Annotated in this window: 21 protein-coding genes; 17 read left to right on the top strand and 4 right to left on the bottom strand. The window is 50.5% G+C overall.

The genetic code is table 11. From position 1 onward, the window contains the following. Positions 1 to 39 precede the first annotated feature (39 nt). From rpoC to C2M24_RS11385, 6 genes are all read left to right on the top strand, one after another. A complete protein-coding gene (rpoC, locus tag C2M24_RS11410; protein ID WP_105199930.1) occupies positions 40 to 4,218 on the top strand; it encodes a DNA-directed RNA polymerase subunit beta' in 4,179 nt (1,392 codons plus the stop codon). Positions 4,219 to 4,404: 186 nt separating this feature from the next. Continuing rightward, complete coding sequence (gene rpsL, locus C2M24_RS11405; RefSeq protein ID WP_010387308.1) at positions 4,405 to 4,779, top strand: 30S ribosomal protein S12; 375 nt, start codon at positions 4,405 to 4,407, stop codon at positions 4,777 to 4,779. Positions 4,780 to 4,876: 97 nt separating this feature from the next. Continuing rightward, the gene (gene rpsG / locus C2M24_RS11400; protein ID WP_105199929.1) at positions 4,877 to 5,347 is read left to right on the top strand and encodes a 30S ribosomal protein S7; all 471 of its coding nucleotides are present in this window, start codon (positions 4,877 to 4,879) and stop codon (positions 5,345 to 5,347) included. 27 nt (positions 5,348 to 5,374) lie between these two features. Next, on the top strand, positions 5,375 to 7,492 hold the full coding sequence (gene fusA, locus C2M24_RS11395) for an elongation factor G (RefSeq protein ID WP_105199928.1): 2,118 nt from the start codon (positions 5,375 to 5,377) through the stop codon (positions 7,490 to 7,492). A gap of 57 nt (positions 7,493 to 7,549) precedes the next feature. Continuing rightward, complete coding sequence (gene tuf / locus C2M24_RS11390; protein WP_105214991.1) at positions 7,550 to 8,734, top strand: elongation factor Tu; 1,185 nt, start codon at positions 7,550 to 7,552, stop codon at positions 8,732 to 8,734. A gap of 990 nt (positions 8,735 to 9,724) precedes the next feature. After that, complete coding sequence (locus tag C2M24_RS11385; protein WP_105189617.1) at positions 9,725 to 10,051, top strand: DUF6572 domain-containing protein; 327 nt, start codon at positions 9,725 to 9,727, stop codon at positions 10,049 to 10,051. Positions 10,052 to 11,314: 1,263 nt separating this feature from the next. On the opposite strand, the gene C2M24_RS11370 is transcribed toward C2M24_RS11385, so the two are convergent. After that, the gene (locus tag C2M24_RS11370) at positions 11,315 to 11,845 is read right to left on the bottom strand and encodes a PaaI family thioesterase (RefSeq protein ID WP_105214985.1); all 531 of its coding nucleotides are present in this window, start codon (positions 11,843 to 11,845) and stop codon (positions 11,315 to 11,317) included. Positions 11,846 to 12,074: 229 nt separating this feature from the next. Here C2M24_RS11370 and C2M24_RS11365 point away from each other — a divergent pair, with 229 nt between their 5' ends. Continuing rightward, entirely contained in the window at positions 12,075 to 12,605 is a 531-nt protein-coding gene (locus C2M24_RS11365) for a DUF924 family protein (RefSeq protein WP_105199976.1), read from the top strand. Here C2M24_RS11365 and C2M24_RS11360 read toward each other — a convergent pair. After that, positions 12,602 to 12,970: an STAS/SEC14 domain-containing protein gene (locus C2M24_RS11360; protein WP_105199977.1), complete on the bottom strand. Its 369-nt coding sequence runs from the start codon at positions 12,968 to 12,970 to the stop codon at positions 12,602 to 12,604. The two genes, C2M24_RS11365 and C2M24_RS11360, sit on opposite strands and share 4 nt — an antisense overlap. Before the next feature lie 206 nt (positions 12,971 to 13,176). Here C2M24_RS11360 and lexA point away from each other — a divergent pair, with 206 nt between their 5' ends. From lexA to C2M24_RS11335, 5 genes are all read left to right on the top strand, one after another. Beyond that, entirely contained in the window at positions 13,177 to 13,794 is a 618-nt protein-coding gene (lexA, locus tag C2M24_RS11355) for a transcriptional repressor LexA (protein ID WP_105199978.1), read from the top strand. A gap of 316 nt (positions 13,795 to 14,110) precedes the next feature. Further along, positions 14,111 to 15,244, top strand: coding sequence for a cytochrome c oxidase subunit II (gene coxB, locus C2M24_RS11350; RefSeq protein ID WP_105199979.1), 1,134 nt, complete (start codon positions 14,111 to 14,113; stop codon positions 15,242 to 15,244). Beyond that, positions 15,241 to 16,815 carry a cytochrome c oxidase subunit I gene (gene ctaD / locus C2M24_RS11345; RefSeq protein ID WP_105199980.1) on the top strand — a complete coding sequence of 525 codons (1,575 nt, stop codon included), beginning with the start codon at positions 15,241 to 15,243 and terminating at the stop codon, positions 16,813 to 16,815. The genes coxB and ctaD overlap by 4 nt, the downstream gene beginning before the upstream one ends. Next, complete coding sequence (locus C2M24_RS11340) at positions 16,816 to 17,358, top strand: cytochrome c oxidase assembly protein (RefSeq protein WP_105214983.1); 543 nt, start codon at positions 16,816 to 16,818, stop codon at positions 17,356 to 17,358. It begins immediately after the preceding gene. Between the two features lie 18 nt (positions 17,359 to 17,376). Beyond that, positions 17,377 to 18,252: a cytochrome c oxidase subunit 3 gene (locus C2M24_RS11335; RefSeq protein WP_105214981.1), complete on the top strand. Its 876-nt coding sequence runs from the start codon at positions 17,377 to 17,379 to the stop codon at positions 18,250 to 18,252. On the opposite strand, the gene C2M24_RS11330 is transcribed toward C2M24_RS11335, so the two are convergent. After that, positions 18,152 to 18,454, bottom strand: a complete 303-nt coding sequence (locus C2M24_RS11330) for a DUF2909 family protein (protein ID WP_267894377.1) — start codon at positions 18,452 to 18,454, stop codon at positions 18,152 to 18,154. The two genes, C2M24_RS11335 and C2M24_RS11330, sit on opposite strands and share 101 nt — an antisense overlap. A gap of 29 nt (positions 18,455 to 18,483) precedes the next feature. Between C2M24_RS11330 and C2M24_RS11325 the strand changes: the two genes are divergently transcribed. From C2M24_RS11325 to C2M24_RS11305, 5 genes are read left to right on the top strand one after another with little or no spacing between them, the layout of a single operon-like run. Next, positions 18,484 to 19,215 carry an SURF1 family protein gene (locus C2M24_RS11325; protein WP_105214979.1) on the top strand — a complete coding sequence of 244 codons (732 nt, stop codon included), beginning with the start codon at positions 18,484 to 18,486 and terminating at the stop codon, positions 19,213 to 19,215. Further along, on the top strand, positions 19,202 to 19,705 hold the full coding sequence (locus C2M24_RS11320; RefSeq protein WP_105214977.1) for a transmembrane cytochrome oxidase associated protein: 504 nt from the start codon (positions 19,202 to 19,204) through the stop codon (positions 19,703 to 19,705). Before C2M24_RS11325 ends, C2M24_RS11320 begins: the two co-directional genes overlap by 14 nt. Positions 19,706 to 19,715: 10 nt before the next feature. Beyond that, entirely contained in the window at positions 19,716 to 20,705 is a 990-nt protein-coding gene (locus tag C2M24_RS11315; protein ID WP_105215249.1) for a COX15/CtaA family protein, read from the top strand. An 18-nt stretch (positions 20,706 to 20,723) separates the two neighbouring features. Further along, positions 20,724 to 21,632: a heme o synthase gene (cyoE, locus tag C2M24_RS11310; protein WP_105214975.1), complete on the top strand. Its 909-nt coding sequence runs from the start codon at positions 20,724 to 20,726 to the stop codon at positions 21,630 to 21,632. Continuing rightward, positions 21,622 to 22,227, top strand: a complete 606-nt coding sequence (locus C2M24_RS11305; protein ID WP_105214973.1) for an SCO family protein — start codon at positions 21,622 to 21,624, stop codon at positions 22,225 to 22,227. The genes cyoE and C2M24_RS11305 overlap by 11 nt, the downstream gene beginning before the upstream one ends. On the opposite strand, the gene C2M24_RS11300 is transcribed toward C2M24_RS11305, so the two are convergent. Beyond that, positions 22,205 to 23,245, bottom strand: coding sequence for a polysaccharide deacetylase family protein (locus tag C2M24_RS11300; RefSeq protein WP_199775715.1), 1,041 nt, complete (start codon positions 23,243 to 23,245; stop codon positions 22,205 to 22,207). The two genes, C2M24_RS11305 and C2M24_RS11300, sit on opposite strands and share 23 nt — an antisense overlap. Between the last annotated feature and the right edge of the window lie 5 nt (positions 23,246 to 23,250).

Genomic DNA, 23,250 nt, shown 5'->3' with positions numbered 1-23,250 from the left:
TTTCTGCCCTCGAGATTAACCTCCGACAGGAGAGCTAAGGTGAAAGACTTACTTAAGTTTCTGAAGCAACAAAATAAGACCGAAGAATTCGACGCAATTCGCATTGGTCTTGCTTCGCCAGACATGGTGCGTTCATGGTCATTCGGTGAAGTAAAGAAACCTGAGACCATTAACTACCGTACTTTCAAGCCTGAGCGTGACGGCTTATTCTGTGCCCGTATCTTCGGCCCAGTGAAAGACTATGAGTGTTTGTGTGGTAAATACAAGCGCTTAAAACACCGTGGTGTTATCTGTGAAAAATGTGGCGTTGAAGTAACGCTGACTAAAGTACGTCGTGACCGTATGGGTCACATTGAGCTTGCAAGCCCAGTAGCCCACATCTGGTTCTTGAAATCACTACCGTCTCGTATCGGCTTAATGCTTGATATGACGCTACGTGACATCGAGCGCGTACTGTACTTCGAATCATTCGTTGTGACCGAGCCTGGCATGACTACGCTTGAGCGTGGCCAGCTACTAGGCGAAGAAGAGTACCTGGATGCTCTTGAAGAGCACGGCGACGAGTTCGAAGCTAAGATGGGTGCAGAAGCTGTACTTGATCTGCTTCGTGAACTGGACCTAGGTCAGCTGATCGCAGAAATGCGTGAAGAGCTACCTACTATCAACTCAGAAACTAAGCGTAAGAAAATCACTAAGCGCTTGAAGTTGATGGAATCATTCCACCAGTCTGGTAACAACCCAGAGTGGATGATCATGACTGTTCTTCCGGTTCTACCACCAGATCTACGTCCTCTAGTACCACTAGACGGCGGTCGTTTTGCGACCTCTGATCTGAACGACCTATACCGTCGTGTTATCAACCGTAACAACCGTTTGAAGCGTCTTCTTGACCTAGCGGCACCAGACATCATCGTACGCAACGAAAAGCGTATGCTTCAAGAAGCGGTAGATGCGCTACTTGATAATGGTCGTCGTGGCCGTGCGATCACAGGTTCTAACAAGCGTCCTCTTAAGTCGCTTGCAGACATGATCAAAGGTAAGCAAGGTCGTTTCCGTCAAAACCTTCTAGGTAAGCGTGTTGACTACTCAGGCCGTTCTGTAATCACCGTAGGTCCGACACTGAAACTACACCAGTGTGGTCTTCCTAAGAAAATGGCACTTGAGCTATTCAAGCCATTCATCTACGGCAAACTAGAGCGCCGCGGTATGGCGACAACCATCAAAGCTGCGAAGAAGATGGTTGAGCGTGAAGTACCAGAGGTTTGGGACGTACTAGACGAAGTAATTCGTGAGCACCCAGTGCTACTTAACCGTGCACCGACACTTCACCGTTTGGGTATCCAGGCGTTTGAGCCGGTACTAATCGAAGGTAAAGCGATTCACCTGCACCCGCTAGTGTGTGCGGCGTATAACGCCGACTTCGACGGTGACCAAATGGCGGTTCACGTACCATTGACGCTAGAAGCGCAGCTAGAAGCGCGTGCGTTGATGATGTCAACCAACAACATTCTTTCGCCTGCGAACGGTGAGCCAATCATCGTACCTTCACAGGACGTTGTATTGGGTCTGTACTACATGACCCGTGATCGCATCAATGCCAAAGGTGAAGGCCTGGTATTTAAAGACGCGAAAGAAGCTGAAAAAGCATACCGTACCGGCGTTGCGCAACTACACGCACGCGTAAAAGTACGTATGACGCAAACAGTGATTGCCGAAGACGGTACTTCAAGTGAAGTAACTGGCATCGTTGACACCACTGTAGGTCGTGCAATCTTCTCATTAATCATGCCACAAGGCTTACCGTTCGAGTTGGTTAACCGCCCACTTGGTAAGAAGCAAATCTCGGGCATGCTGAACGAGTGTTACCGTCTACTAGGTCTTAAAGATACCGTTATCTTTGCCGACCAGGTTATGTACACCGGTTTCCACTACGCGATGAAGTCGGGTGTGTCTATCGGTATCAATGACATGGAAATTCCACCGGTTAAAGCTGAGATCATCGAAGCGGCCGAGGAAGAAGTTGCTGAAATCAACCAGCAGTTCCAGTCAGGTCTTGTAACCGCCGGTGAAAAGTACAACAAGGTTATCGATATCTGGTCACGTGTGAACGAAAACCTTTCACGCGAAATGATGGCTAACCTGTCAAAAGACACTGTAATCAACGCTGATGGCGTTGAAGAAGAGCAAGACTCATTCAACTCAGTGTTTATGATGGCCGACTCGGGCGCTCGTGGTAGTGCTGCTCAGATCCGTCAGTTGGCGGGTATGCGTGGTCTAATGGCACGTCCGGATGGTTCAATCATCGAAACACCAATCACGGCTAACTTCCGTGAAGGTCTGAACGTACTTCAGTACTTCATCTCGACCCACGGTGCGCGTAAAGGTCTTGCCGATACCGCATTGAAGACAGCGAACTCGGGTTACCTAACGCGTCGTCTAGTAGACGTAGCGCAAGACTTGGTAATCAACGAAGTAGACTGTGGTACCGAAGATGGTCTAACCATGAAGCCGCTAATCGAAGGTGGTGACGTAGTTGAGCCGCTACGCGAGCGTGTACTAGGTCGTGTGGTTGCTGAAGACGTGGTTATCCCAGGTACTGATACTGTACTAGTTGAGCGTAACATCATGCTTGACGAGAAACTGTGTGACCTTCTAGAAGAGCACTCAGTGGACGAAGTACGCGTACGTTCTGTTATCACCTGTGACAACGACTTCGGCGTATGTTCGAACTGTTACGGTCGTGACCTTGCCCGTGGCCACCGCATCAATGCGGGTGAAGCGGTCGGTGTTATCGCGGCACAGTCAATCGGTGAGCCGGGTACACAGCTTACGATGCGTACCTTCCACATCGGTGGTGCGGCATCTCGAGCGTCAGCAGAGAACAGCGTACAAGTTAAGAACAACGGTCGTCTTAAGCTGCACAATGCGAAATTCGTATTGAACACTGAAGGCAAGATTGTAATCACTTCACGTTCAACAGAAATCACCATCATCGATGAGCATGGTCGTGAGAAAGAGCGTTATAAAGTACCTTACGGTGCAGTACTAACTGTACAAGACGGTGCGGAAGTGAAGGGTAACGACATAGTTGCTATGTGGGACCCGCACAGTCACCCAATTATTATCGAACACGAGTCAAAAGTGTCGTTCAGCGACATCGACGATTCGAACACGGAAACGCAGACAGATGATCTGACTGGCCTAACACGTGTGGTTATTAAAGACCTTGCGAAAGTTAACGCCAAAGAGCCTAAGCTAATCATTGAAAATGAAGAGCGTGGCCTGCAGGAAATCCGCCTACCGTCATTCACCACAATCGAGGTGAGCGATGGTGCGACATCTAAACCAGGTGACGTATTAGCGCGTATTCCACAAGAAGGTTCGAAGACTCGAGACATCACCGGTGGTCTACCGCGCGTAGCGGACCTATTCGAAGCTCGTAAGCCGAAAGATCCAGCAATCCTTGCTGAAATCTCAGGTATGGTTAGCTTTGGTAAAGAGACCAAGGGTAAGAAACGTCTTGTGATCACACCGGAAGAGGGTGATGCATACGAAGAGATGATTCCTAAGTGGCGTCAGCTTAACGTGTTCGAAGGTGAAATCGTATCTAAAGGTGAAGTTATCGCCGATGGTCCGGAGTCTCCGCATGACATCCTTCGTCTACGTGGCGTAACCGATGTTGCTAACTACATCGTTAACGAAGTGCAAGACGTTTACCGTCTGCAAGGTGTAAAGATTAACGATAAGCACATTGAAACCGTGATCCGTCAGATGCTACGTAAGTGTCTGATCACTGACGGTGGTGACTCTGAATTCCTAGCCGGTGAGCAGGTTGAGGTAGCACGTGTAAACATTGCGAACCGTGACCTAGAAGAGCAAGGTAAGATCCCAGCTAAGTTTGAAATTCAGCTGATGGGTATTACCAAGGCATCACTTGCTACAGAATCATTCATTTCTGCAGCCTCGTTCCAGGAGACCACGCGTGTCCTAACCGAAGCCGCTGTAAATGGTAAGAGCGATGAGCTACGTGGTCTGAAAGAGAACGTAATCGTGGGTCGTTTGATCCCAGCCGGTACCGGCTTTGCGTATCACCAGGATCGCGCTAATCGTCGCAAGCAAAATGCAGAGGACCTGCTAGAGCCAACAGTAAGTGCTGAAGAGGCAACTCAAGCGCTAACTGACGCCCTAAACGCAGATCTGTCTGGCGACCAAGAATAAACTTAATTTCATAATTAAGTCATGCCTGGAGTGGTAGAATACCGCTCTGGGCATTGTTTTGGTTGACAGGCTAAACTTTGCTCATTAAAATTCCGCCACCCTTTTACTCGCTACAGTGACTGTTGCGGATAAATTGGGCGGAATTTTTAATTTCAGTAGTAATTTTAATTTTTCAGGAGCTATTTAATGGCAACTATTAACCAGCTAGTGCGCAAGCCACGTCGCAGCAAGGTTACCAAAAGTAACTCAGCCGCGCTAAAGGCATGTCCACAAAAGCGTGGTGTATGTACTCGTGTATATACTACTACTCCTAAGAAACCTAACTCGGCTCTACGTAAAGTAGCCCGTGTTCGTCTAACGAACGGTTTCGAAGTAACATCATACATCGGTGGTGAAGGTCACAACCTTCAAGAGCACAGTGTAATCCTAATCCGTGGTGGTCGTGTTAAAGACTTACCAGGTGTACGTTTCCACACTGTTCGCGGTGCACTTGACTGTGCAGGCGTAAATGACCGTAAACAAGGTCGTTCTAAGTACGGTGCAAAACGCCCTAAGGGCTAATGGTTCTCCGTTAGTAAGGCCAAGCACTTAAATTTTTAATAAATATTGTTTTGGGAATCTGTTCAAAAGACAGACCTGAAGATACCGGAGATTCAAAATGCCAAGAAGACGCGTTATAGGTCAACGTAAAATTCTTCCAGATCCTAAGTTCGGATCAGAATTACTTGCAAAGTTCGTCAACGTAGTAATGCTTGACGGCAAAAAATCTACTGCTGAAAAAATCGTATATGGTGCGCTAGACGTGGCTGCTGAGAAATCAGGCAAGTCGCACCTAGAAATCTTTGAAGCTGCACTTGAAAACGTTCGCCCACAGGTTGAGGTTAAATCTCGCCGTGTTGGTGGTTCAACGTACCAAGTACCAGTTGAAGTACGTCCAGTTCGTCGCAACGCATTAGGTATGCGTTGGTTAGTTGACGCTGCACGTAAGCGTGGCGAAAAATCTATGGGCCTTCGTCTGGCTCAAGAGATCGTTGACGCTGCTGAAAACAAAGGCACTGCGGTTAAGAAACGTGAAGACGTTCACCGTATGGCTGAAGCGAACAAAGCATTCGCTCATTACCGTTGGTAATCTGTCCTTAACCTTTAAGAGGATAATATGGCACGTACAACTCCAATTGAGCGCTACCGCAATATCGGTATTTGTGCTCACGTAGATGCGGGGAAAACCACCACTACGGAACGTGTACTTTTCTACACGGGCCTATCTCACAAAATCGGTGAGGTACATGATGGTGCCGCAACTATGGACTGGATGGAGCAAGAGCAGGAGCGTGGTATCACTATCACGTCTGCTGCGACTACTTGTTTCTGGAAGGGGATGGACGCGCAATTTGACGATCACCGCATCAACATCATAGACACTCCTGGACACGTAGACTTCACCATTGAAGTTGAGCGTTCACTGCGTGTACTAGATGGTGCCGTGGTCGTGCTTTGTGCCTCATCAGGTGTACAGCCACAGACAGAAACAGTTTGGCGCCAGGCCAACAAATACGAAGTCCCTCGTTTGATCTTCGTAAACAAGATGGACCGCATTGGCGCCGACTTTTTGTCGGTTGTAGACCAGGTGAAAACCCGCCTGGGTGCTACTCCTGTTCCCATTCAGCTGCCTATCGGTGCTGAAGAAGAATTTAAAGGTGTTATCGATCTTATCAAGATGAAAGTCATCAACTGGAACGACGAAGACCAGGGCATGACCTTCAGCTATGAAGAGATCCCGGCAGAACTTCAAGACCAAGCCGAAGAATACCGCTCTGAGCTAATCGAAGCGGCTGCGGAAGCGTCTGAAGAACTAATGGACAAATATTTAGAGGAAGGCGAGCTCAGCGAAGCTGAGATCAAAGAAGGCCTGCGCGCCCGCACCTTAGCGAACGACATCGTGCTAATGGCCTGCGGTAGTGCATTTAAAAACAAGGGTGTTCAAGCCGTGCTTGATGCCGTTGTTGAATACATGCCTTCACCAACCGAAGTCAAAGCAATCCAGGGTGTGTTAGAAGACGGTGTAACCGAAGACACGCGCCCAGCAGACGACAAAGCGCCATTCTCGGCCTTGGCGTTTAAGATTGCCACCGACCCCTTTGTTGGTACGCTAACCTTTTTCCGTGTTTACTCGGGCACAGTGGGCCAGGGTGATACGGTTTATAACCCAGTTAAATCAAAGCGTGAGCGCTTCGGTCGTATCGTTCAGATGCACGCAAACTCACGCGAAGAGATCAAAGAAGTTCGTGCCGGCGATATCGCCGCTGCGATTGGTCTCAAAGACGTTACAACAGGTGATACCCTGTGCGATGGTAATGCTCCTATTACGCTTGAGCGTATGGAATTCCCAGAGCCGGTAATCTCTGTTGCGGTAGAGCCAAAAACCAAGGCAGACCAGGACCGCATGGGCGTGGCGCTAGGTAAACTAGCGGCAGAAGACCCATCGTTCCGTGTACAGACCGACGAAGAATCTGGCCAGACTATTATCTCTGGTATGGGTGAACTTCACCTGGATATCATCGTCGATCGTATGAAACGTGAATTCAATGTTGAATGTAACGTTGGTAAGCCCCAGGTTGCCTATCGTGAAGCGATTCGTTCAACCGTTGAGGTTGAGGGTAAGTTTGTACGTCAATCGGGTGGTCGTGGTCAGTATGGTCACGTTTGGGTCAAACTTGAACCACTTGATATCAGTGATGATGACGCACCAACCTTCGAATTCGTTAACGAAATCGTCGGTGGTACGGTACCGAAGGAATACATTCCTGCGGTAGAAAAAGGTCTCCACGAGCAGATGGAGCAAGGTGTTCTTGCTGGTTATCCGCTACTGGGCGTAAAAGCGACACTTTTCGATGGTTCATTCCACGATGTCGACTCGAACGAAATGGCCTTTAAGATCGCTGGTGCACTGGCAATGCGTAAGGGTGCGCTTGAAGCAAGCCCGGTATTGTTAGAGCCTATCATGAAGGTTGAAGTGATCACTCCAGAAGCAAACATGGGTGATGTTGTAGGCGACCTAAACCGTCGCCGCGGTATGATCGATGGCATGGATGAGGCACCTGGCGGTTTGAAACAAATCAACGCCGAGGTTCCGCTTTCAGAAATGTTCGGTTATGCAACTGACTTACGTTCTGCCACGCAAGGTCGTGCCTCGTACTCGATGGAATTCCTCAAGTACGCAGAAGCGGCTAAAAACGTAGCAGAATCTATTATTGCAGCTCGCGCTGTTAAGTAATTTTAGTTCGGTCCGATCTTCGGGTCGGACTTTAATTTCTTTATAGGAATTTTTAAAATGGCAAAAGAAAAGTTTGAACGCGTAAAACCGCACGTAAACGTTGGTACAATCGGCCACGTTGACCACGGTAAAACAACTCTAACTGCAGCAATCACTAACGTACTTGCAAAAGTATACGGTGGTACAGCTAAAGACTTCGCATCAATCGATAACGCTCCAGAAGAGCGTGAGCGTGGTATCACAATCTCAACTTCACACGTTGAGTACGACACTCCAACTCGCCACTACGCGCACGTTGACTGTCCTGGACACGCTGACTACGTTAAAAACATGATCACTGGTGCTGCTCAGATGGACGGCGCGATCCTAGTAGTAGCTGCGACTGACGGTCCTATGCCTCAGACTCGTGAGCACATCCTACTTTCTCGTCAGGTTGGTGTACCTTACATCATCGTATTCATGAACAAATGTGACATGGTTGACGACGAAGAACTACTAGAGCTAGTAGAAATGGAAGTTCGTGAACTTCTTTCTGAGTACGATTTCCCAGGTGACGACCTACCTCTAATCCAAGGTTCAGCTCTTAAAGCGCTTGAAGGCGAGAAAGAGTGGGAAGACAAGATCATCGAGCTTGCAGAAGCCCTAGATACTTACATCCCAGAGCCAGAGCGTGACATCGATAAGCCATTCATCATGCCTATCGAAGACGTATTCTCAATCCAGGGTCGTGGTACAGTTGTAACTGGTCGTGTTGAAGCCGGTATCATCAACGTGAACGACGAAGTTGAAATCGTAGGTATCAAAGAAACTACGAAGACAACTTGTACTGGTGTAGAAATGTTCCGTAAGCTTCTAGACGAAGGTCGTGCAGGTGAGAACATCGGTGCCCTTCTACGTGGTACTAAGCGTGACGAAGTTGAGCGTGGTCAAGTACTAGCTGCTCCTGGTTCAATCAACCCGCACACTAAGTTCGAAGCAGAAGTATACGTACTATCTAAAGACGAAGGTGGCCGTCACACGCCATTCTTCAAAGGCTACCGTCCACAGTTCTACTTCCGTACAACTGACGTAACTGGTGACATCCAACTACCAGACGGCGTAGAAATGGTAATGCCTGGCGACAACATCAAGATGACTGTTGAACTAATCTGCCCAATCGCGATGGACGAAGGTCTACGTTTCGCGATCCGTGAAGGTGGTCGTACAGTAGGTGCTGGTGTTGTAGCAACTATCGTAGAGTAATAGTTACTCTCAAGAAAAAAGGCCGCTTTTAGCGGCCTTTTTTGTGCCTGAAAGTTGAGAAGACCACCTTCACGGCCGTGAAGGCTGAAAGCGGAAATAAGCGAGTGAACAATTTCACTCGCGCCGCTTGAAGGCGACGAGCTCTGCGAGGAGCGGGAGGGCGTACAGTTGCGTTGGTGTTGGCAAGGCGTAGCCTTGCAACCTTGCTTGTAAGCTCTCAGCTTCCTACAAACAAACCAAAGGCCGCATCAGCGGCCTTTATCACTCCTGTGATTCCTTCTACAGCTTTTAAAGCTTGGTTGTGTGAACTTATTCACTTCTTCCGTTAAAACTCCCCACAGCTTTGCACAGTGAGTTCTTGTCGCGTTGGCGACGGCAACTTGAGATAAAAATCACCTTAGGTGCAAGTAATTCGTCCCTGAAGCCTGGTTCCTGTCGGCATCCTTGCCTCCACTTCCTCGTGCTGCGACGATTATCAATCGTCGGTCACTCGTCACCCCTTGGAACCCCGAGGCGCCCGTAATTCGCCAATGCTTCCGAACTCAGGTTTTTGCTAAACGCTCCGCTTAGGCTGCGACACGATTTAACGGCACTTCCCTGTGCCGATAAATCTAGCTCGGCATCGTGCCTTGCTGTCTTAGCCACGCGCCGCAACAAAAGCTGATTTCTCCAGCGCGAATTTAAACGGGATTAGGCTGATACACCTGCGTTTCAATTTAGGCTAACGCAAACTGTAAGTTGGATTAGAGCGAAGCGGCCGTTGATAATTTTCGACTAAACCGTTTATAACGCAAATTGCGTGCATATTCAGGAAAACGACCCAAGCGCTCGTTTTTATCCCATACACAATATTCTTATAGTGAATGAATCCTAAAAGTGGCAGCAACTTACATTGTTTGATACAAATAGACCAATCATAAAAGCGAGCAATGTTTCGGTAGAAAAACGCGCGATTAGCTCGCTATAAACATGTTAGCTTTCAAGGATGGTATGTCTATAACTGATAGCCAAACGATTGACTCAGTCATTCGCAGCGATGAACATAATGATGTGGTGTTACTGATTACTGATCATCTTGATTGGTCAGAGCCACAAGAACACTTATTAGCATTGCAACAGAAATTGAATACGTATATTTCTTTTGTGGAATCAGGACAATTGTTCAGTGATTTTCCTGACACCAAAAATAAAGAGGTTTCCATTTTAATTGCCTGCGGATTTGAACCAGTCAATGCAGCACTTAGTTTTTTTAAAAAAGCAGATGTGTTCTTAAACGATAGGCTCAACATCAGGCTAAGGTATGCAATTGAAAGCTAACAAGTCAATTATGGCATGGACGCAAAACGCATGGCTTGTGCTCCTTCGTCGCTAAGTATAGCCATGCATTTATGCGCCCCATATTGAGGCGTTATGTTTTTCGAGGTTCGTATGGCATTTGGAACAGCGCTATATAAATTCAAAGAGTTACTTGAACATCGTAAGTACTTTAGAAAGTGCCAGCGCTGCTTTTACCATTACGATACTAGGAAAGGAGAGTGCTCCCATTGTTCTCATTTAGATGAGGCAGGGCTCAAATCTCTATTTCATGAAAGGGAGAGAAACTTCCAAGGGCGTCGCCAATTGGGCCTAATGTTTGCTTTTGCGGCCGTTGTTGCGGCAATATTCTTAGCAATCTCGTTCGTGGGTTAAAACATAACAAGCGCAAGCAATACGCTACAGCCCTTCGGGCCTTCGCGGGACGCCCAACGCTGTGCACCTTTTGCGCGGTCGCTTTGCTCCCATTATTGCGCAAAAGGCGCACAACATTGGTCGCCCATGTTGCGGGCGTTATATTTAAAATCAGACTACGGAGTAATATTAATGGAAGATATAAAAGTAAAAAGGAGTTTCTCACAATGGTTTTTTGGCGAATACTCATGGACACTTAAGTTTGTTTGGATAGTATCTTTAATGGTGTTTTTTACGATTGGGTACAACACTGAAAAAAGCTTTTGGACTTTACTTGTTGAAGGAGACTTCAACTCAGCATTCCTACTTATTATAATTGGTTATTTATCTGATTTTCGTTACAGAATCGTAAAAGAGTCTAGGAATAATTAAATATAACAAGCGCATTAAGTCAGACGGCTCAATTTGTCCGATTTTTTGCAAAGATAAACGACGCAAAAAAGCGTCCAATTAATTGACCCGCTTCTTATGCGGGCGTTCCCACAGTCCGCTTTTGGCACTTAGCGCCTTCTCGGACACCTCACAACTAACAGGTATCGATCCCCCGTTTTGATTCGCGCTGTAGAAATCGGTTTTTGTTGTGGAGTGTGCTAGAGACAGCGAGATAGGGATATCGAGCTAGGTTTACCGAGGTAGGACACCTCGTTAAACCGTGTCGAAAGCAAAACGAAACGCTTAACAAAAACCCGAGTTCGGAAGCATTAGCGAATCACGGGTTCGGGGGGTTTCCAAAGGGGGAGTCGAATCACTCTCCCTTTGGGTGTCGTCGCCACCGCGACAAGATCTAAAATCGAAGGGCCTTTCGCAAGGCTAAAGCCTCGCCTACAGACAAGACGCTAGAACAATCCCGCATTAAAGCCCAGCGCTTTTACTTCTTTTCTCCACCACAGCCGCTGTCATCCTTGAAATACAACACAAATCGCCGGCGCTGTTGTAGATCTTAATCTCCCATACCGATGAGCGGCCGCCTAGGTGTACGGGTCTGGTTACGGCTTTGAGAGTGCCGGTGCGTGAGGCTTTAAGGTGATTGGCGTTGATCTCCTGGCCGACGCAGTAATATTTATTGATGTCGACGGCGAAGTTGGCGGCGTAGCTGGCGACGGTTTCGGCCAGTACCACGTAGGCGCCGCCGTGGACTATGCCGATGGGGTTGTAGAGCTCGTTGTCGATAGGCATGGTGGCCACCAGGTAATCCGGGCCGATTTCGCTGATTTCAATGCCGAGTTTGGTCATAAGCGTGCCCTTGGCGCCGACGCCGAGGTCGAGTTTGCGACACAGATCAAAATCGATTTCCTGAGCCCAAATACTTGGGGTGTTTTCGCTTACACTCGAGTCTGGCTGCTCAGTGACCGGTAGATCGTTTTCATGATTCTGAATACTCATACAGATTCCTTATACGGCGGCATGGTTAACGGGGGTTATTTGCACTCATTGGCACTGTGCTCCACATAGTGCTGCACTCGCCTGGGCTTCTGCAAGCCTTTTACGACGGTTAGCGAGCGCAAAAAGAGGAACGGGGCGGCGATATCTTCGGCGGCCTGGCTATCACCTGAGGGCCGGATTTGACTAGACTGTCAGTAACGACCTGGGTGTAAATGTTGAAGGAGGGTCTATGGACTTTCAATCCGTGTATGATTTCTGGTTTAACCAATGCAACAGCGAGGACTGGTTTAAAAAGAGTGCGACCTTCGATGCCAGGGTTACCGAGCTGTTTGCCAAGACTCACCGCGCCGCCAGTCGGGGGGAGCTCTATCATTGGCGTAGCAGTGCCCACGGTGCCCTGAGTGAAATTATCGTGCTCGATCAATTCTCCCGTAATATCTATCGCGATACCGCCAGCGCCTTTGCCCAGGATGCTCAGGCCTTGTGCCTGGCTCAGCATGCGGTAGAAAAGGGCTACGACCTGCTGCTCAATGAGCAGGAGCGTGGCTTTTTATACATGCCTTATATGCACAGTGAAAGTGCCGTCATTCATATGCTTGCCGAGCACCTGTTTCGGCCTTTGGAGAGTTATTCCTATGAGCTGACCCATAAGGCGATCATCGACCGCTTTGGTCGCTACCCGCATCGCAACGCTATACTCGGGCGTCGGTCGACACCAGAGGAAATAGCATTTTTAGAAACGCCCAACAGCAGTTTTTAATCGGCCTCACTCACCCAGTTACGTGCTTGCTCCATCTGGTCATATTGAAAGGCTCTGATTTCGGCACTGATAAAATGCGCCGTTAAATGCTCGCCGAGCATGGCCAGGGGAGAGTCGGTAACTACGGCTATCCTGCTGATTCTCTTATGGTGGTCGCGGGCAAAGCGCAGGTGCGCTGACAAGGCCGCAAACGAATCCCAGCCGGGAAAGTGACGGGTGGCTATCATCAGCCCCTTGAGTCCACCATGACGTTCTATATAGGGATCTATAATACGTACGGCGGCTATAAAGTCGGCGGCAGACAACTCGCCATGGGGGGTAAATACGCCAATATCATGTTCATTATCTAGGCTGATACAGAGCATATTGGGTTCCTTCTTTCATTTAAAATGCTTCGATGCGAAATCGGCTACCTATAACTGTAGGCGCTTTTTTAAGTATTTGCGCAGTCGCTGATACAGCTTAGAAATAACTCCTGACTGTGGCAGCAGCAAAATCATTGAATATATTTGCGATTTTCTGACAACTGTATATACTCACAGTTAAATGTACTGTATGGAAAACCAGTTGTATGCGCCCTTTAACTAATCGCCAATCTCAAATTTTAGAGCTGATCAAAGTCTTTATTAAAGATACCGGCATGCCGCCGACGCGCGCCGAAATTGCACAAACATTAGGTTTTCGCAGTGCCAATGCCGCCGAGGAGCACCTTAAGGCGCTGGCCAAAAAAGGGGTGATCAGAATGAAACCCGGTGCCAGCCGCGGTATTCAGCTGGTTGAGGAAGAAGAGCCGGAGCAATTAGGCCTGCCGTTAATCGGTCGGGTTGCCGCCGGTGAGCCCATTTTGGCGCAGGAGCATATCGAGAGCCATTGCCAAATCGACCCCATGTTGTTTAAACCGGCGGCGGATTATCTGCTACGGGTTAACGGCATGAGTATGAAGGATATCGGCATTCTTGATGGCGATCTGCTGGCGGTACACCGTGCGCAAGTGGCCGAAAACGGTCAGGTGGTGGTAGCCCGAGTGGGTGACGACGTAACCGTGAAGCGCCTGGAAAAGGCCGGTCGCAAGGTTTTCCTGCATGCGGAAAACGAAGAATTTGCTCCTATCGAAGTCGATTTAGAACATGAATCCTTTGATATTGAGGGCTTAGCGGTTGGTGTAATTCGAAACGCCGACTGGATGTAGGTTTTATTCGGTATTTTTGCCCCCGATACGCCGTTTATTGGGGGTTTTACGGCGCTTTTCTCCCTTCTTTTCTTACGCGCTAACAGTTTGAATATCCCCCAAATATTTATTTAAAAAAGAAAAACAAAAACGCTTCATTTCTTGCTATTCGTTCAAATCTTGACTAATTGTTATATTACAGGCTTTGCTGGTTGCTTTTTGCGCACTTTGTTTGCAGAAAATTGAATCGGCCAGTCCAAGCATAATAATAACGAAGATTGGCTAGCAGTAATTGCCTCTTCCCTTTTTGCGTTGCGCGTAGTTAAGGAGATGGTACATGAAGCAGCTTTGCTCCCTCATGTTGCTGTGTTTGTTTGCTCCCCATCTGGCCTTGGCCAACAGCAAGTACAACTTGCGCCCCGGGGTGACGGATATCAGCGAGAATGTTTACCAATTGCATATGACGATATTTATCATCTGCTGTGTGATTGGGGTGATCGTATTCTCGGTCATGTTTTGGGCCTTGCTCAGGCACCGTAAATCCAAGGGCGTTACCGCCGCCACCTTCCATGAAAGCACTAAGGTCGAAATTCTTTGGACCGCTATTCCCTTTCTTATCCTTATCGGCATGGCGGTGCCGGCGACCAAGACCCTGATCGCCATGGAAGACACCAGCAAGGCGGACATCACCATTAAGGTGACCGGCTCGCAGTGGAAGTGGCATTACGAATACATGGGCCATGATCTGGGCTTTTATTCGCTGTTGGCCACCCCTCAGGAGCAAATTCAAAATGCCGAGAATAAAGGCGAAAACTACCTGCTGGAAGTGGATAAGCCACTGGTGATCCCAACCGGTAAAAAAGTGCGTTTTCTGATGACCTCTGACGATGTTATTCACTCCTGGTGGGTGCCGGACTTTGCGGTGAAAAAAGACGCCAACCCAGGCTTTATCAACGAGGCCTGGACCAAGGTTAACGAAGCGGGTATCTATCGCGGTCAATGTGCCGAGCTGTGTGGTCAGGACCACGGCTTTATGCCCGTGGTGGTTGAAGCGAAATCCCCTGAGGAGTTTGATATCTGGCTGGCGGCGCAAAAACAAGCGATGTTAGACCAGGCCGATGCCGATGCTGCCTTACTCGACCAAACCTTGTCTCATGACGAGCTCATGAGCACTGGTGAGAAGATCTATATGACCCGCTGCGTAGCCTGTCACCAACCGACTGGTCTCGGCGTTCCCGGAGTATTCCCGGCAATCAAGGGCAGCCCAATCGCGACCGGCGAAATCAAAGACCACATCGATATCGTGGTACACGGTAAACCTGGCACCGCCATGCAGGCGTTTGTTAGCCAGCTCACTATTAAAGAGCTCGCGTCCGTTGTTACTTACCAGCGTAATGCCTTTGGTAATGACACCGGCGATACGGTGCAACCAAGTGCGATCCAGGCCTTTATTGATGGGGAAGAACAATGAGTACAGCAGCTGCAACACACGAACATCACGGGCCTGCGACTGGCATTAAACGCTGGCTCTTTACCACTAACCATAAAGACATAGGCACGCTATACCTGCTGTTTTCGCTGCTGATGTTTTTAACCGGCGGCGCCATGGCCATGGTGATCCGCGCCGAGCTGTTTCAGCCGGGATTACAATTGGTCGACCCGCACTTCTTTAACCAGATGACCACGGTGCATGGCTTGATCATGGTCTTCGGTGCGGTGATGCCGGCCTTTACCGGCCTGGCCAACTGGATGATCCCCATGATGATCGGGGCGCCGGACATGGCCTTGCCGCGCATGAACAACTGGAGCTTCTGGATCCTGCCCTTCGCCTTTGCCATCTTGCTGATGTCGCTATTTATGGATGGGGGCGGCCCGGCCTTCGGTTGGACCTTCTACGCGCCGCTGTCGACCACCTACAGCAACGACAATACCGCGCTGTTTGTGTTTGCCATCCATATTATGGGTATCAGCTCCATTATGGGTGCCATTAACGTCATAGTGACTATCGTCAACCTGAGAGCGCCGGGCATGAAGTGGATGAAGCTGCCGCTGTTCGTATGGACCTGGCTGATCACCGCCTTCCTGCTGATTGCGGTGATGCCTGTGCTGGCGGGGGCAGTGACCATGGTACTGACGGATAAATACTTCGGCACCGACTTCTTTAATGCCGCCGGTGGTGGCGATCCCGTGATGTTCCAGCATATTTTCTGGTTCTTCGGTCACCCCGAGGTGTACATCATGATCTTGCCGGCGTTTGGTATTATCTCCACCATAGTGCCCACCTTCTCGCGCAAAAAACTCTTTGGCTACTCTTCCATGGTGTATGCCACCGCGTCCATCGCCTTGTTGTCCTTTGTGGTCTGGGCGCACCATATGTTTACCACCGGCATGCCGCTGGCCGGTGAGCTCTTCTTCATGTACTCCACCATGCTGATATCCGTGCCCACCGGGGTCAAGGTGTTCAACTGGGTGGCGACCATGTGGCGCGGCTCCATCAGTTTTGAAGCGCCCATGATGTTTGCCATCGCCTTTATCGTGCTCTTTACCCTGGGCGGTTTCTCCGGCCTGATGCTGGCGATTACACCGGTGGATTTCCAATACCATGATACCTACTTTGTGGTGGCGCATTTCCACTATGTGCTGGTTACCGGGGCGGTGTTCTCCATTATGGCCGCGGCCTATTACTGGCTGCCGAAATGGACCGGGCATATGTACAACACTAGGCTGGCGAAGTGGCACTTCTGGATGTCGCTGATCAGCGTCAACGTGCTCTTCTTCCCCATGCACTTTGTTGGCTTGGCGGGCATGCCCCGTCGTATCCCAGACTATGCGCTGCAGTTTGCCGACTTTAACGCCATCATCAGTATCGGTGGCTTTGCCTTCGGTCTATCGCAGCTGCTGTTTGTGGCCGTGGTGTTTAAGTGCATCAAGGCTGGCGAAAAGGCCCCGGCCAAGGTGTGGGACGGAGCCGAAGGTTTAGAGTGGCAGGTGGCTTCACCGGCGCCTTATCACACCTTTGAAACGCCGCCCGAGGTGAAATAAATGAACCATATGCCGCTGTTAAGAAAGCTCTTATTAGGCACCCTGGCGATGTTCGCCTTTGCCTTTGCGCTGGTGCCCTTGTACGACGTGTTCTGCGATGTCACCGGCCTTAACGGCAAGCCCTCTATGGAGCAGGCGCAGCAAAGCGAACGGGTGGATAACAGCCGTGAGGTTACCGTGAGCTTTACCACCCATGCCCAAAGCGGTGCGCCCTTTAAGGTCAGCGCTCAGCAGCAGTCTGTGGTGGTGAAGCCTGGCGAGATGAGCCTGGTGACCTTTGCGGCGGCCAATACCAGCGATCAAGCCCGGGTGATGCAGGCCATTCCGTCTGTCTCTCCTGGGTTAGCGGCAAAATACCTACATAAACTGGCGTGCTTTTGCTTTGACCAGCAAACCTTGCAGGCCAACGAACAACAAGAATATCAATTAAGATTTTATGTCGATCCGGCGTTGCCACCCGAATACGAGGAGCTAACGCTGTCATATACGCTTTTTGATATCAGCGCCAAGCATAGCGAGTCGTTAGTGGCGGCGGCGCGATAACCCAAATGAGGCATGAATATGAGTGAAGAGTATCAAAAGTACTATGTGCCGGCGCAAAGTCCCTGGCCGATAGTCGGCGCGGTGGCGCTGTTCTTTATCGCCGCCGGTGCCGGTCTAACCGTGATGCAAATGGAGCAGGAAAGCAGCCATGGCCATTACCTGTTATTTGCCGGTATTGCCGTGTTGCTGTACATGCTGGTGGGCTGGTTTCGTAATGTCATCAGCGAGTCCCATGGCGGTCTCTACTCGATGCAGATGGATCGCTCCTTTAGACAGGGCATGAGCTGGTTTATTTTCTCCGAGGTGATGTTCTTTGCCGCCTTCTTCGGCGCCTTGTTCTACGCCCGTATGCTGGCGGTGCCCTGGCTCGGTGGTGATGGCAATAATGTGATGACGGGCGAAGTGTTATGGCCGGAATTCACATCTGCATGGCCGCTGGAAAGCACTCCGGATGGCACCAGCACCCAGGCCATGGGCTGGCAGGGGCTGCCGCTTATCAACACCATTATCCTCTTGGTGTCGTCGGTAACCTTGCAGTTTGCTCACACCGCCATAGAAAAAGATAAGCGCACGCCTCTGACCCTCTTCCTGCTGTTGACCATAGTTCTTGGTATCAGTTTCTTGGGCCTGCAAGCCTATGAATATGTGCATGCCTATCAGGATTTAGGACTGAAGCTGGATTCCGGCATTTACGGCAATACCTTCTTCTTGCTTACCGGCTTTCACGGCTTGCACGTAACCCTGGGCACCATAATGCTTATTGTGGTCTGGATCCGGGTGTTAAAGGGCCACTTTAGCAGCGAAAAGCATTTCGCCTTTCAAGCGGCGGCCTGGTACTGGCACTTTGTAGATGTGGTGTGGCTGTGCCTGTTTGTATTTGTGTATGTGTTGTGATCGGTGATTGATTAAAGCGCAGCAGACCAAACTGCTGCGCCAGCAAAATAATAATAAGTACTAGGATGCACAGGGCAACGCGTTTGCCCAAATAGCGCGACATAGGCACCTTGTTATCGGCTTTTATCATCGCCAGTAAGGCGCGGAAAAGGGTGTAAATGACGGTCAGCAAGAGCGCAATAATTATAATTTTAATAAGCAAGATACGGATACTCCGAGGTTGGTGGTTGAGTGTTTACAGCTAAGCTTAGCGCAATTTTATGGATAGGGCTGGTTATCCTCGCGGTAACTGTTTGTACTCGCTTGGGTTTTTGGCAACTTGAACGGGCAGAACAAAAACAGCAAAGACAACAGCTGCTGGATTCCTGGTCGGCTCAGGGCGTTATGCCTTTGACCAAGGCGCTGCGCTATATCGAAAGCGAAGATGCCACAGGTTTGCAGGTTCGCTTTGATGCTCAGTTGCAGAGCGAATACTGGCTGCTGGACAATCAGGTGTATCAGGGCCGGGTCGGCTATGATTTGCTGGTGCTGGCCTTGGCGCCTGGCGCCAGTCACTGGCTGTTGGTCAATCTCGGCTTTGTGCCGGCACCCAGCAAGCGCAATGAACTGCCCACTATCACCTTGCCATCTGGGATCACCCTGACTCAGGCGTTAGTCAAAGAAGGCCCACTGGCGCAGTTTACCCTGAGCGAAACTCAGGCCCCGCAAGGCTGGCCCAAACGTATTCAAGAGATCGCCATCACCCAGATGAGCGAGCAAACCCGCAAACCCATATATCCCTTTATGGTCTATGCCCAAGATGCCATTGATGGCATAGGCGCCATCCCCCATTACCAGCCGGTCACCATGTCCGCAGACAAGCACAAGGCCTACGCCTGGCAGTGGTTTTTAATTGCCCTGGCGGCCTTGGTGATTGCTTTAAGTGCCTATTGGCGAGCAAGGAGAACGCATGCAGCTACCTAAACCCCTTATGTTATTTATCGGCTGCTTTTTGCTGCCCATTGTTGCCGCCGTGGCGGTTTTGTATTCCGGCTGGCTGCCCGGCCATAAGAGTAATCAAGGGCGGCTGATGAGCGAGCAGGTAGAACTGAGCGACTGGCAGCAATACCCGCCATCGCCCTGGACCATAGCTCTGGTTAATACCGAGCCCTGTCAGGGCTGTGCGCAGCAATGGCAGGACCTGCAGTCGCTCTATGTGGCTCTGGGTAAAAATAAAGACAAGGTGCGCATTGCCGTCTTGGGCGAAGCAGCACCCAAGGCGCAAGACATGCCCAGTATTCATATTAACAGTGCTCCGGCGCAGCTGAATGCCGGCAGTCTGTATTTAATCGACCACCATGGTTTGGTGGTGCTGGAGTATGACTTTGCTCCACAAGCCGACGCCAATCGCTTGGTACACAAGGGATTGTTGAAGGACTTAAAAAAACTACTTAATTATGCGCGTAGCAGTTAAAGAGGCCAGTATGACAAAAAACTATAAATTTCTGGTGTTAACTACGGCTTTATTGGCCGTGTTGGTGGTGGGCCTGGGGGCCTATACGCGATTGAGCGATGCCGGTCTGGGTTGCCCCGACTGGCCCGGCTGTTATGGCTTTTTAACCGTGCCCGATAAGGCCCATGAAATCGCCGCGGTGGAGGAAAACTTTCCCGGTATGGAGGTGGATCAGGGTAAGGCATTGAAGGAAATGGTGCATCGTTACTTTGCCGGCACCTTGGGGCTGTTGATCCTCGCCATTGCCCTGTATGCGTGGCGTTATGGCAAGCAGGTCCGTATGCCGGTGCGTTTGCCCATGGTGCTTGTGCTCTTGGTGATCTTCCAGGCCATGTTGGGTATGTGGACCGTGACCATGAACCTGCAGCCTCTGGTGGTGATGGGCCACCTGCTCGGTGGTTTCTCCATTGCCAGCCTGTTATGGCTCTTGTATTTGCGCAACCACAGTCGCCCCGTGCCCGGTGGCGACCCAGGTGCCAAGAGCTTGCAGGGTTGGAGCATGGCAGCCTTGAGTATGGTAGTAGTGCAGATTGCCTTAGGGGGCTGGCTGGCGGCCAATTATGCCGCCGCCCATTGTGTTGGTTTTCCCCTGTGTGAAGGCAGTGAGGCGTTTTCCCTGGCCGAGGTGTTCCATTTGCCTATGGAGCATGCCAATTACGAGTATGGGGTGCTCTCCTACGAGTCGCGCATGTCCATTCACCTGCTGCACCGCTTTGGCGCCCTGATGACTCTCTTGATTGTCGGTGCGGCCATGTGGCGGGTATATAAAGCTGCCTATTCGCGCACCATTAAAAATGCGGCCTTAGCGGTCGGTGCCGCCCTGGCGGCCCAACTCACCCTGGGAGTTGCCCTGATCTATTTGCAGATCCCCTTGTTGATGGCGCTGGCGCATAACCTGATGGCCCTGCTGTTGCTGCTGACCCTGGTGCGGTTGTGCTATTTACAAAAACGAAAATGTTAGGCGCGAAGGAGAAGAATTATGAGTAAAGCAATAACCTTAACACCCTCTCTGTCGCACTGTGCAAGCTGGCGCGATTATCTGGCCATGTGCAAGGGCAAGGTGGTACTGATGCTGGTACTGACCGCCTGGGTTGGCCTGGCCCTGGCGCCGGATATGGGGCGCTCCTGGGTGCTGCAGCTGATCAGCCTGCTCGGCATTGGCCTGCTATCGGCGGCGGCGGCGGTGATCAACCATATTGTCGACCGTGAAATAGACTCCAAGATGGCGCGCACCCGCCATCGCCCGGTGGCCCAGGGTAAGGTCAGTGAAGGACGGGGCTTTGCCTTTGCCGCGCTGCTCGGTGGCATTGGCTTTGTTGCCCTGGTCGGCGCTGCCAACTGGCTGACCGCCTTGTTAACCCTGCTGGCGCTGGTGGGCTATGCGGTGGTTTATACCCTGTTTCTTAAGCGGGCAACGCCGCAAAATATCGTCATTGGTGGTTTGGCCGGCGCCATGCCGCCGTTATTGGGCTGGGTGAGTGAAACCGGGCAGCTGGCCGCCGCGCCTTGGCTTTTGGTGATGATCATCTTTGCCTGGACGCCGCCGCACTTTTGGGCTCTGGCCATTGCCCGTGAAGCGGATTACCGCCGCGCCAATATTCCCATGCTGCCGGTCACCCATGGTATCGATTTTTGTAAAACCTGCGTGCTCGGTTATACCGTGCTCTTGGCTCTGGTCTGTGTGTTGCCCTATCTGATCGGCATGTCCGGGCTCTTCTATCTGCTGGCGGCATCGGCGCTTAACCTGATGTTTATCGCCTATGCTTGGCGTTTAAAGCGCGAGCCTCAGCATCAATCGGCAATGCGTGTTTTTAAGTTCTCTATCCTGCATTTAATGTTACTCTTTGTCGCATTATTTATTGATAAGTGGGTATTTTATGTCGCTTAAGTGGTGGCTGATTGGGGCGCTTACAACCTTGACTCTGGGTTGTAGCAAGCCGGAATTGCAGGTGGAGGCCTTGGTGTATGAGCAGCCACGGGTGATAAATGCCTTTAGTCTGGAAGATCAGCATGGCGAGCGAGTTGGTGTGGCCGATTTACAAGGGCAGTGGGATCTGCTGTTTTTAGGCTATACCAGCTGCCCGGATGTGTGCCCCATGACGCTGGCGAAATTGCGTCAGGTCGAGACGCAAGTAAAAGATCATAACCTGAATGTGTGGTTTGTATCTGTGGACCCTCAGCGGGATACGGCGGCGAAACGTCGCCAATATATCACCTACTTTAACCCTCAGTACAAGGCGGTTTCGGCCCCGCATCAGGACCTCTATCCCTTTGTGCAAAACCTCGGGCTGATGTACGCCATTAGCGAGCAGCAGGAAGGCGACTACCTGGTGGATCACAGTGCTTCCGTGGTGCTGGTGGACCCGGATGGGAAGATCCGCGCCATCTTTAAGCCAGAATTTGTTGCCGGCTCGGTACCGACCATCAATACCGAGGTCATGGTACGCGAGCTAAAGGCGATTATTGACTATTACCCTGGGTGATCACCCAGGGTTGGGAGAACCACAAATAACGCCCCGATTTGTGCAGCGACGGGGCGGTGCAGTTATAGCGGGCGCGGCCGGGTTTTAAATCCTGTTTGGCCTGCACGGTCACGTGATTGCCGTCGAGCCACTTGATCTCTGCTTGACCCTGGCCGGAGACATAGCAAGCAAACTGATTGTTATGAAAGCCCTTTTCGGCAAATTCCAGGGTGACCTTGGGACGCGGTTCGGCGGTTACAGTGTCGCTATAGTCGAGCTTGGCCAGGGCAAAGGGCAAGGACTCCAGCTTGGTCGCCAGGGTTTCCAGGTCGGCATAAAAACCAGAAGCAGGGAAGCGCGGCAGGCGGGTAAAATCATTGCCCGGGCCCAGGGCACCCGAGTGCTGACCTATGCCTATATAACCTAACTCTTTCACCACCTGCTGCAGTGCCTTATCGAACTCGCCATAAGGGTAGGCCAGGTATTTCAGGCTGTAGCCAATTTCCTCTTCGATGCGTTTTTCGGCACTGGTGAGGTCGGCTTTAATGCGGCTGCGCCATTGCTCTTCGCTTTCTCCTTCAAGGCGATGATGGAGATAATCATGACGGCTGCTGTGGTTGGCAATCAGGGCTCCCTGTTTGCTGAGCTCCTTGAGTTGTGCCCAGGTCATCACATAGCCTTTTTGTTCGTCGATCAAAGCCGGATTAACAAAGATGGTGTAGGGGTAGCCAAATTCCGCCAGTATGGGGGCGGCCTGCTCGATATTATTGTCATAGCCGTCATCAAAGGTGATGGCCACGGTTTTATCGTCAAACGTTTGTCCTTGCTGCAAGCCACTGAGGAGTGTATCCAGGGCAACTACCTTAAATTCATGCTGCTGCAAATACTGTAAATGGGCGCGAAAGGTGTCGGCTTCGACACTGGTTACCTTGGGCAGGGTTTTACTGACGTGATGATACTGTAAAATACCCGCTGCCTGGGCAGAGGCGCCAAACAGGGCGCATAAAGAGAAGAATAAATGGGACAATTTTCTATACATAACCA

This window comes from Pseudoalteromonas sp. T1lg22 (assembly GCF_002964645.1).
Lineage (GTDB): Bacteria > Pseudomonadota > Gammaproteobacteria > Enterobacterales > Alteromonadaceae > Pseudoalteromonas.
Note: the sequence above shows the minus strand (reverse complement) of the source record. Positions and strands in the feature narration are given on the sequence as shown.

Coding starts and splice junctions, on each gene's coding strand:
- rpsL (WP_010387308.1), top strand. CDS start 4,405: ATGGCAACTATTAACCAGCTAGTGCGCAAGCCACGTCGCAGCAAGGTT.
- rpsG (WP_105199929.1), top strand. CDS start 4,877: ATGCCAAGAAGACGCGTTATAGGTCAACGTAAAATTCTTCCAGATCCT.
- fusA (WP_105199928.1), top strand. CDS start 5,375: ATGGCACGTACAACTCCAATTGAGCGCTACCGCAATATCGGTATTTGT.
- tuf (WP_105214991.1), top strand. CDS start 7,550: ATGGCAAAAGAAAAGTTTGAACGCGTAAAACCGCACGTAAACGTTGGT.
- C2M24_RS11385 (WP_105189617.1), top strand. CDS start 9,725: ATGTCTATAACTGATAGCCAAACGATTGACTCAGTCATTCGCAGCGAT.
- C2M24_RS11370 (WP_105214985.1), bottom strand. CDS start 11,845: ATGAGTATTCAGAATCATGAAAACGATCTACCGGTCACTGAGCAGCCA.
- C2M24_RS11365 (WP_105199976.1), top strand. CDS start 12,075: ATGGACTTTCAATCCGTGTATGATTTCTGGTTTAACCAATGCAACAGC.
- C2M24_RS11360 (WP_105199977.1), bottom strand. CDS start 12,970: ATGCTCTGTATCAGCCTAGATAATGAACATGATATTGGCGTATTTACC.
- lexA (WP_105199978.1), top strand. CDS start 13,177: ATGCGCCCTTTAACTAATCGCCAATCTCAAATTTTAGAGCTGATCAAA.
- coxB (WP_105199979.1), top strand. CDS start 14,111: ATGAAGCAGCTTTGCTCCCTCATGTTGCTGTGTTTGTTTGCTCCCCAT.
- ctaD (WP_105199980.1), top strand. CDS start 15,241: ATGAGTACAGCAGCTGCAACACACGAACATCACGGGCCTGCGACTGGC.
- C2M24_RS11340 (WP_105214983.1), top strand. CDS start 16,816: ATGAACCATATGCCGCTGTTAAGAAAGCTCTTATTAGGCACCCTGGCG.
- C2M24_RS11335 (WP_105214981.1), top strand. CDS start 17,377: ATGAGTGAAGAGTATCAAAAGTACTATGTGCCGGCGCAAAGTCCCTGG.
- C2M24_RS11320 (WP_105214977.1), top strand. CDS start 19,202: ATGCAGCTACCTAAACCCCTTATGTTATTTATCGGCTGCTTTTTGCTG.
- C2M24_RS11315 (WP_105215249.1), top strand. CDS start 19,716: ATGACAAAAAACTATAAATTTCTGGTGTTAACTACGGCTTTATTGGCC.
- cyoE (WP_105214975.1), top strand. CDS start 20,724: ATGAGTAAAGCAATAACCTTAACACCCTCTCTGTCGCACTGTGCAAGC.
- C2M24_RS11305 (WP_105214973.1), top strand. CDS start 21,622: ATGTCGCTTAAGTGGTGGCTGATTGGGGCGCTTACAACCTTGACTCTG.
- C2M24_RS11300 (WP_199775715.1), bottom strand. CDS start 23,245: ATGTATAGAAAATTGTCCCATTTATTCTTCTCTTTATGCGCCCTGTTT.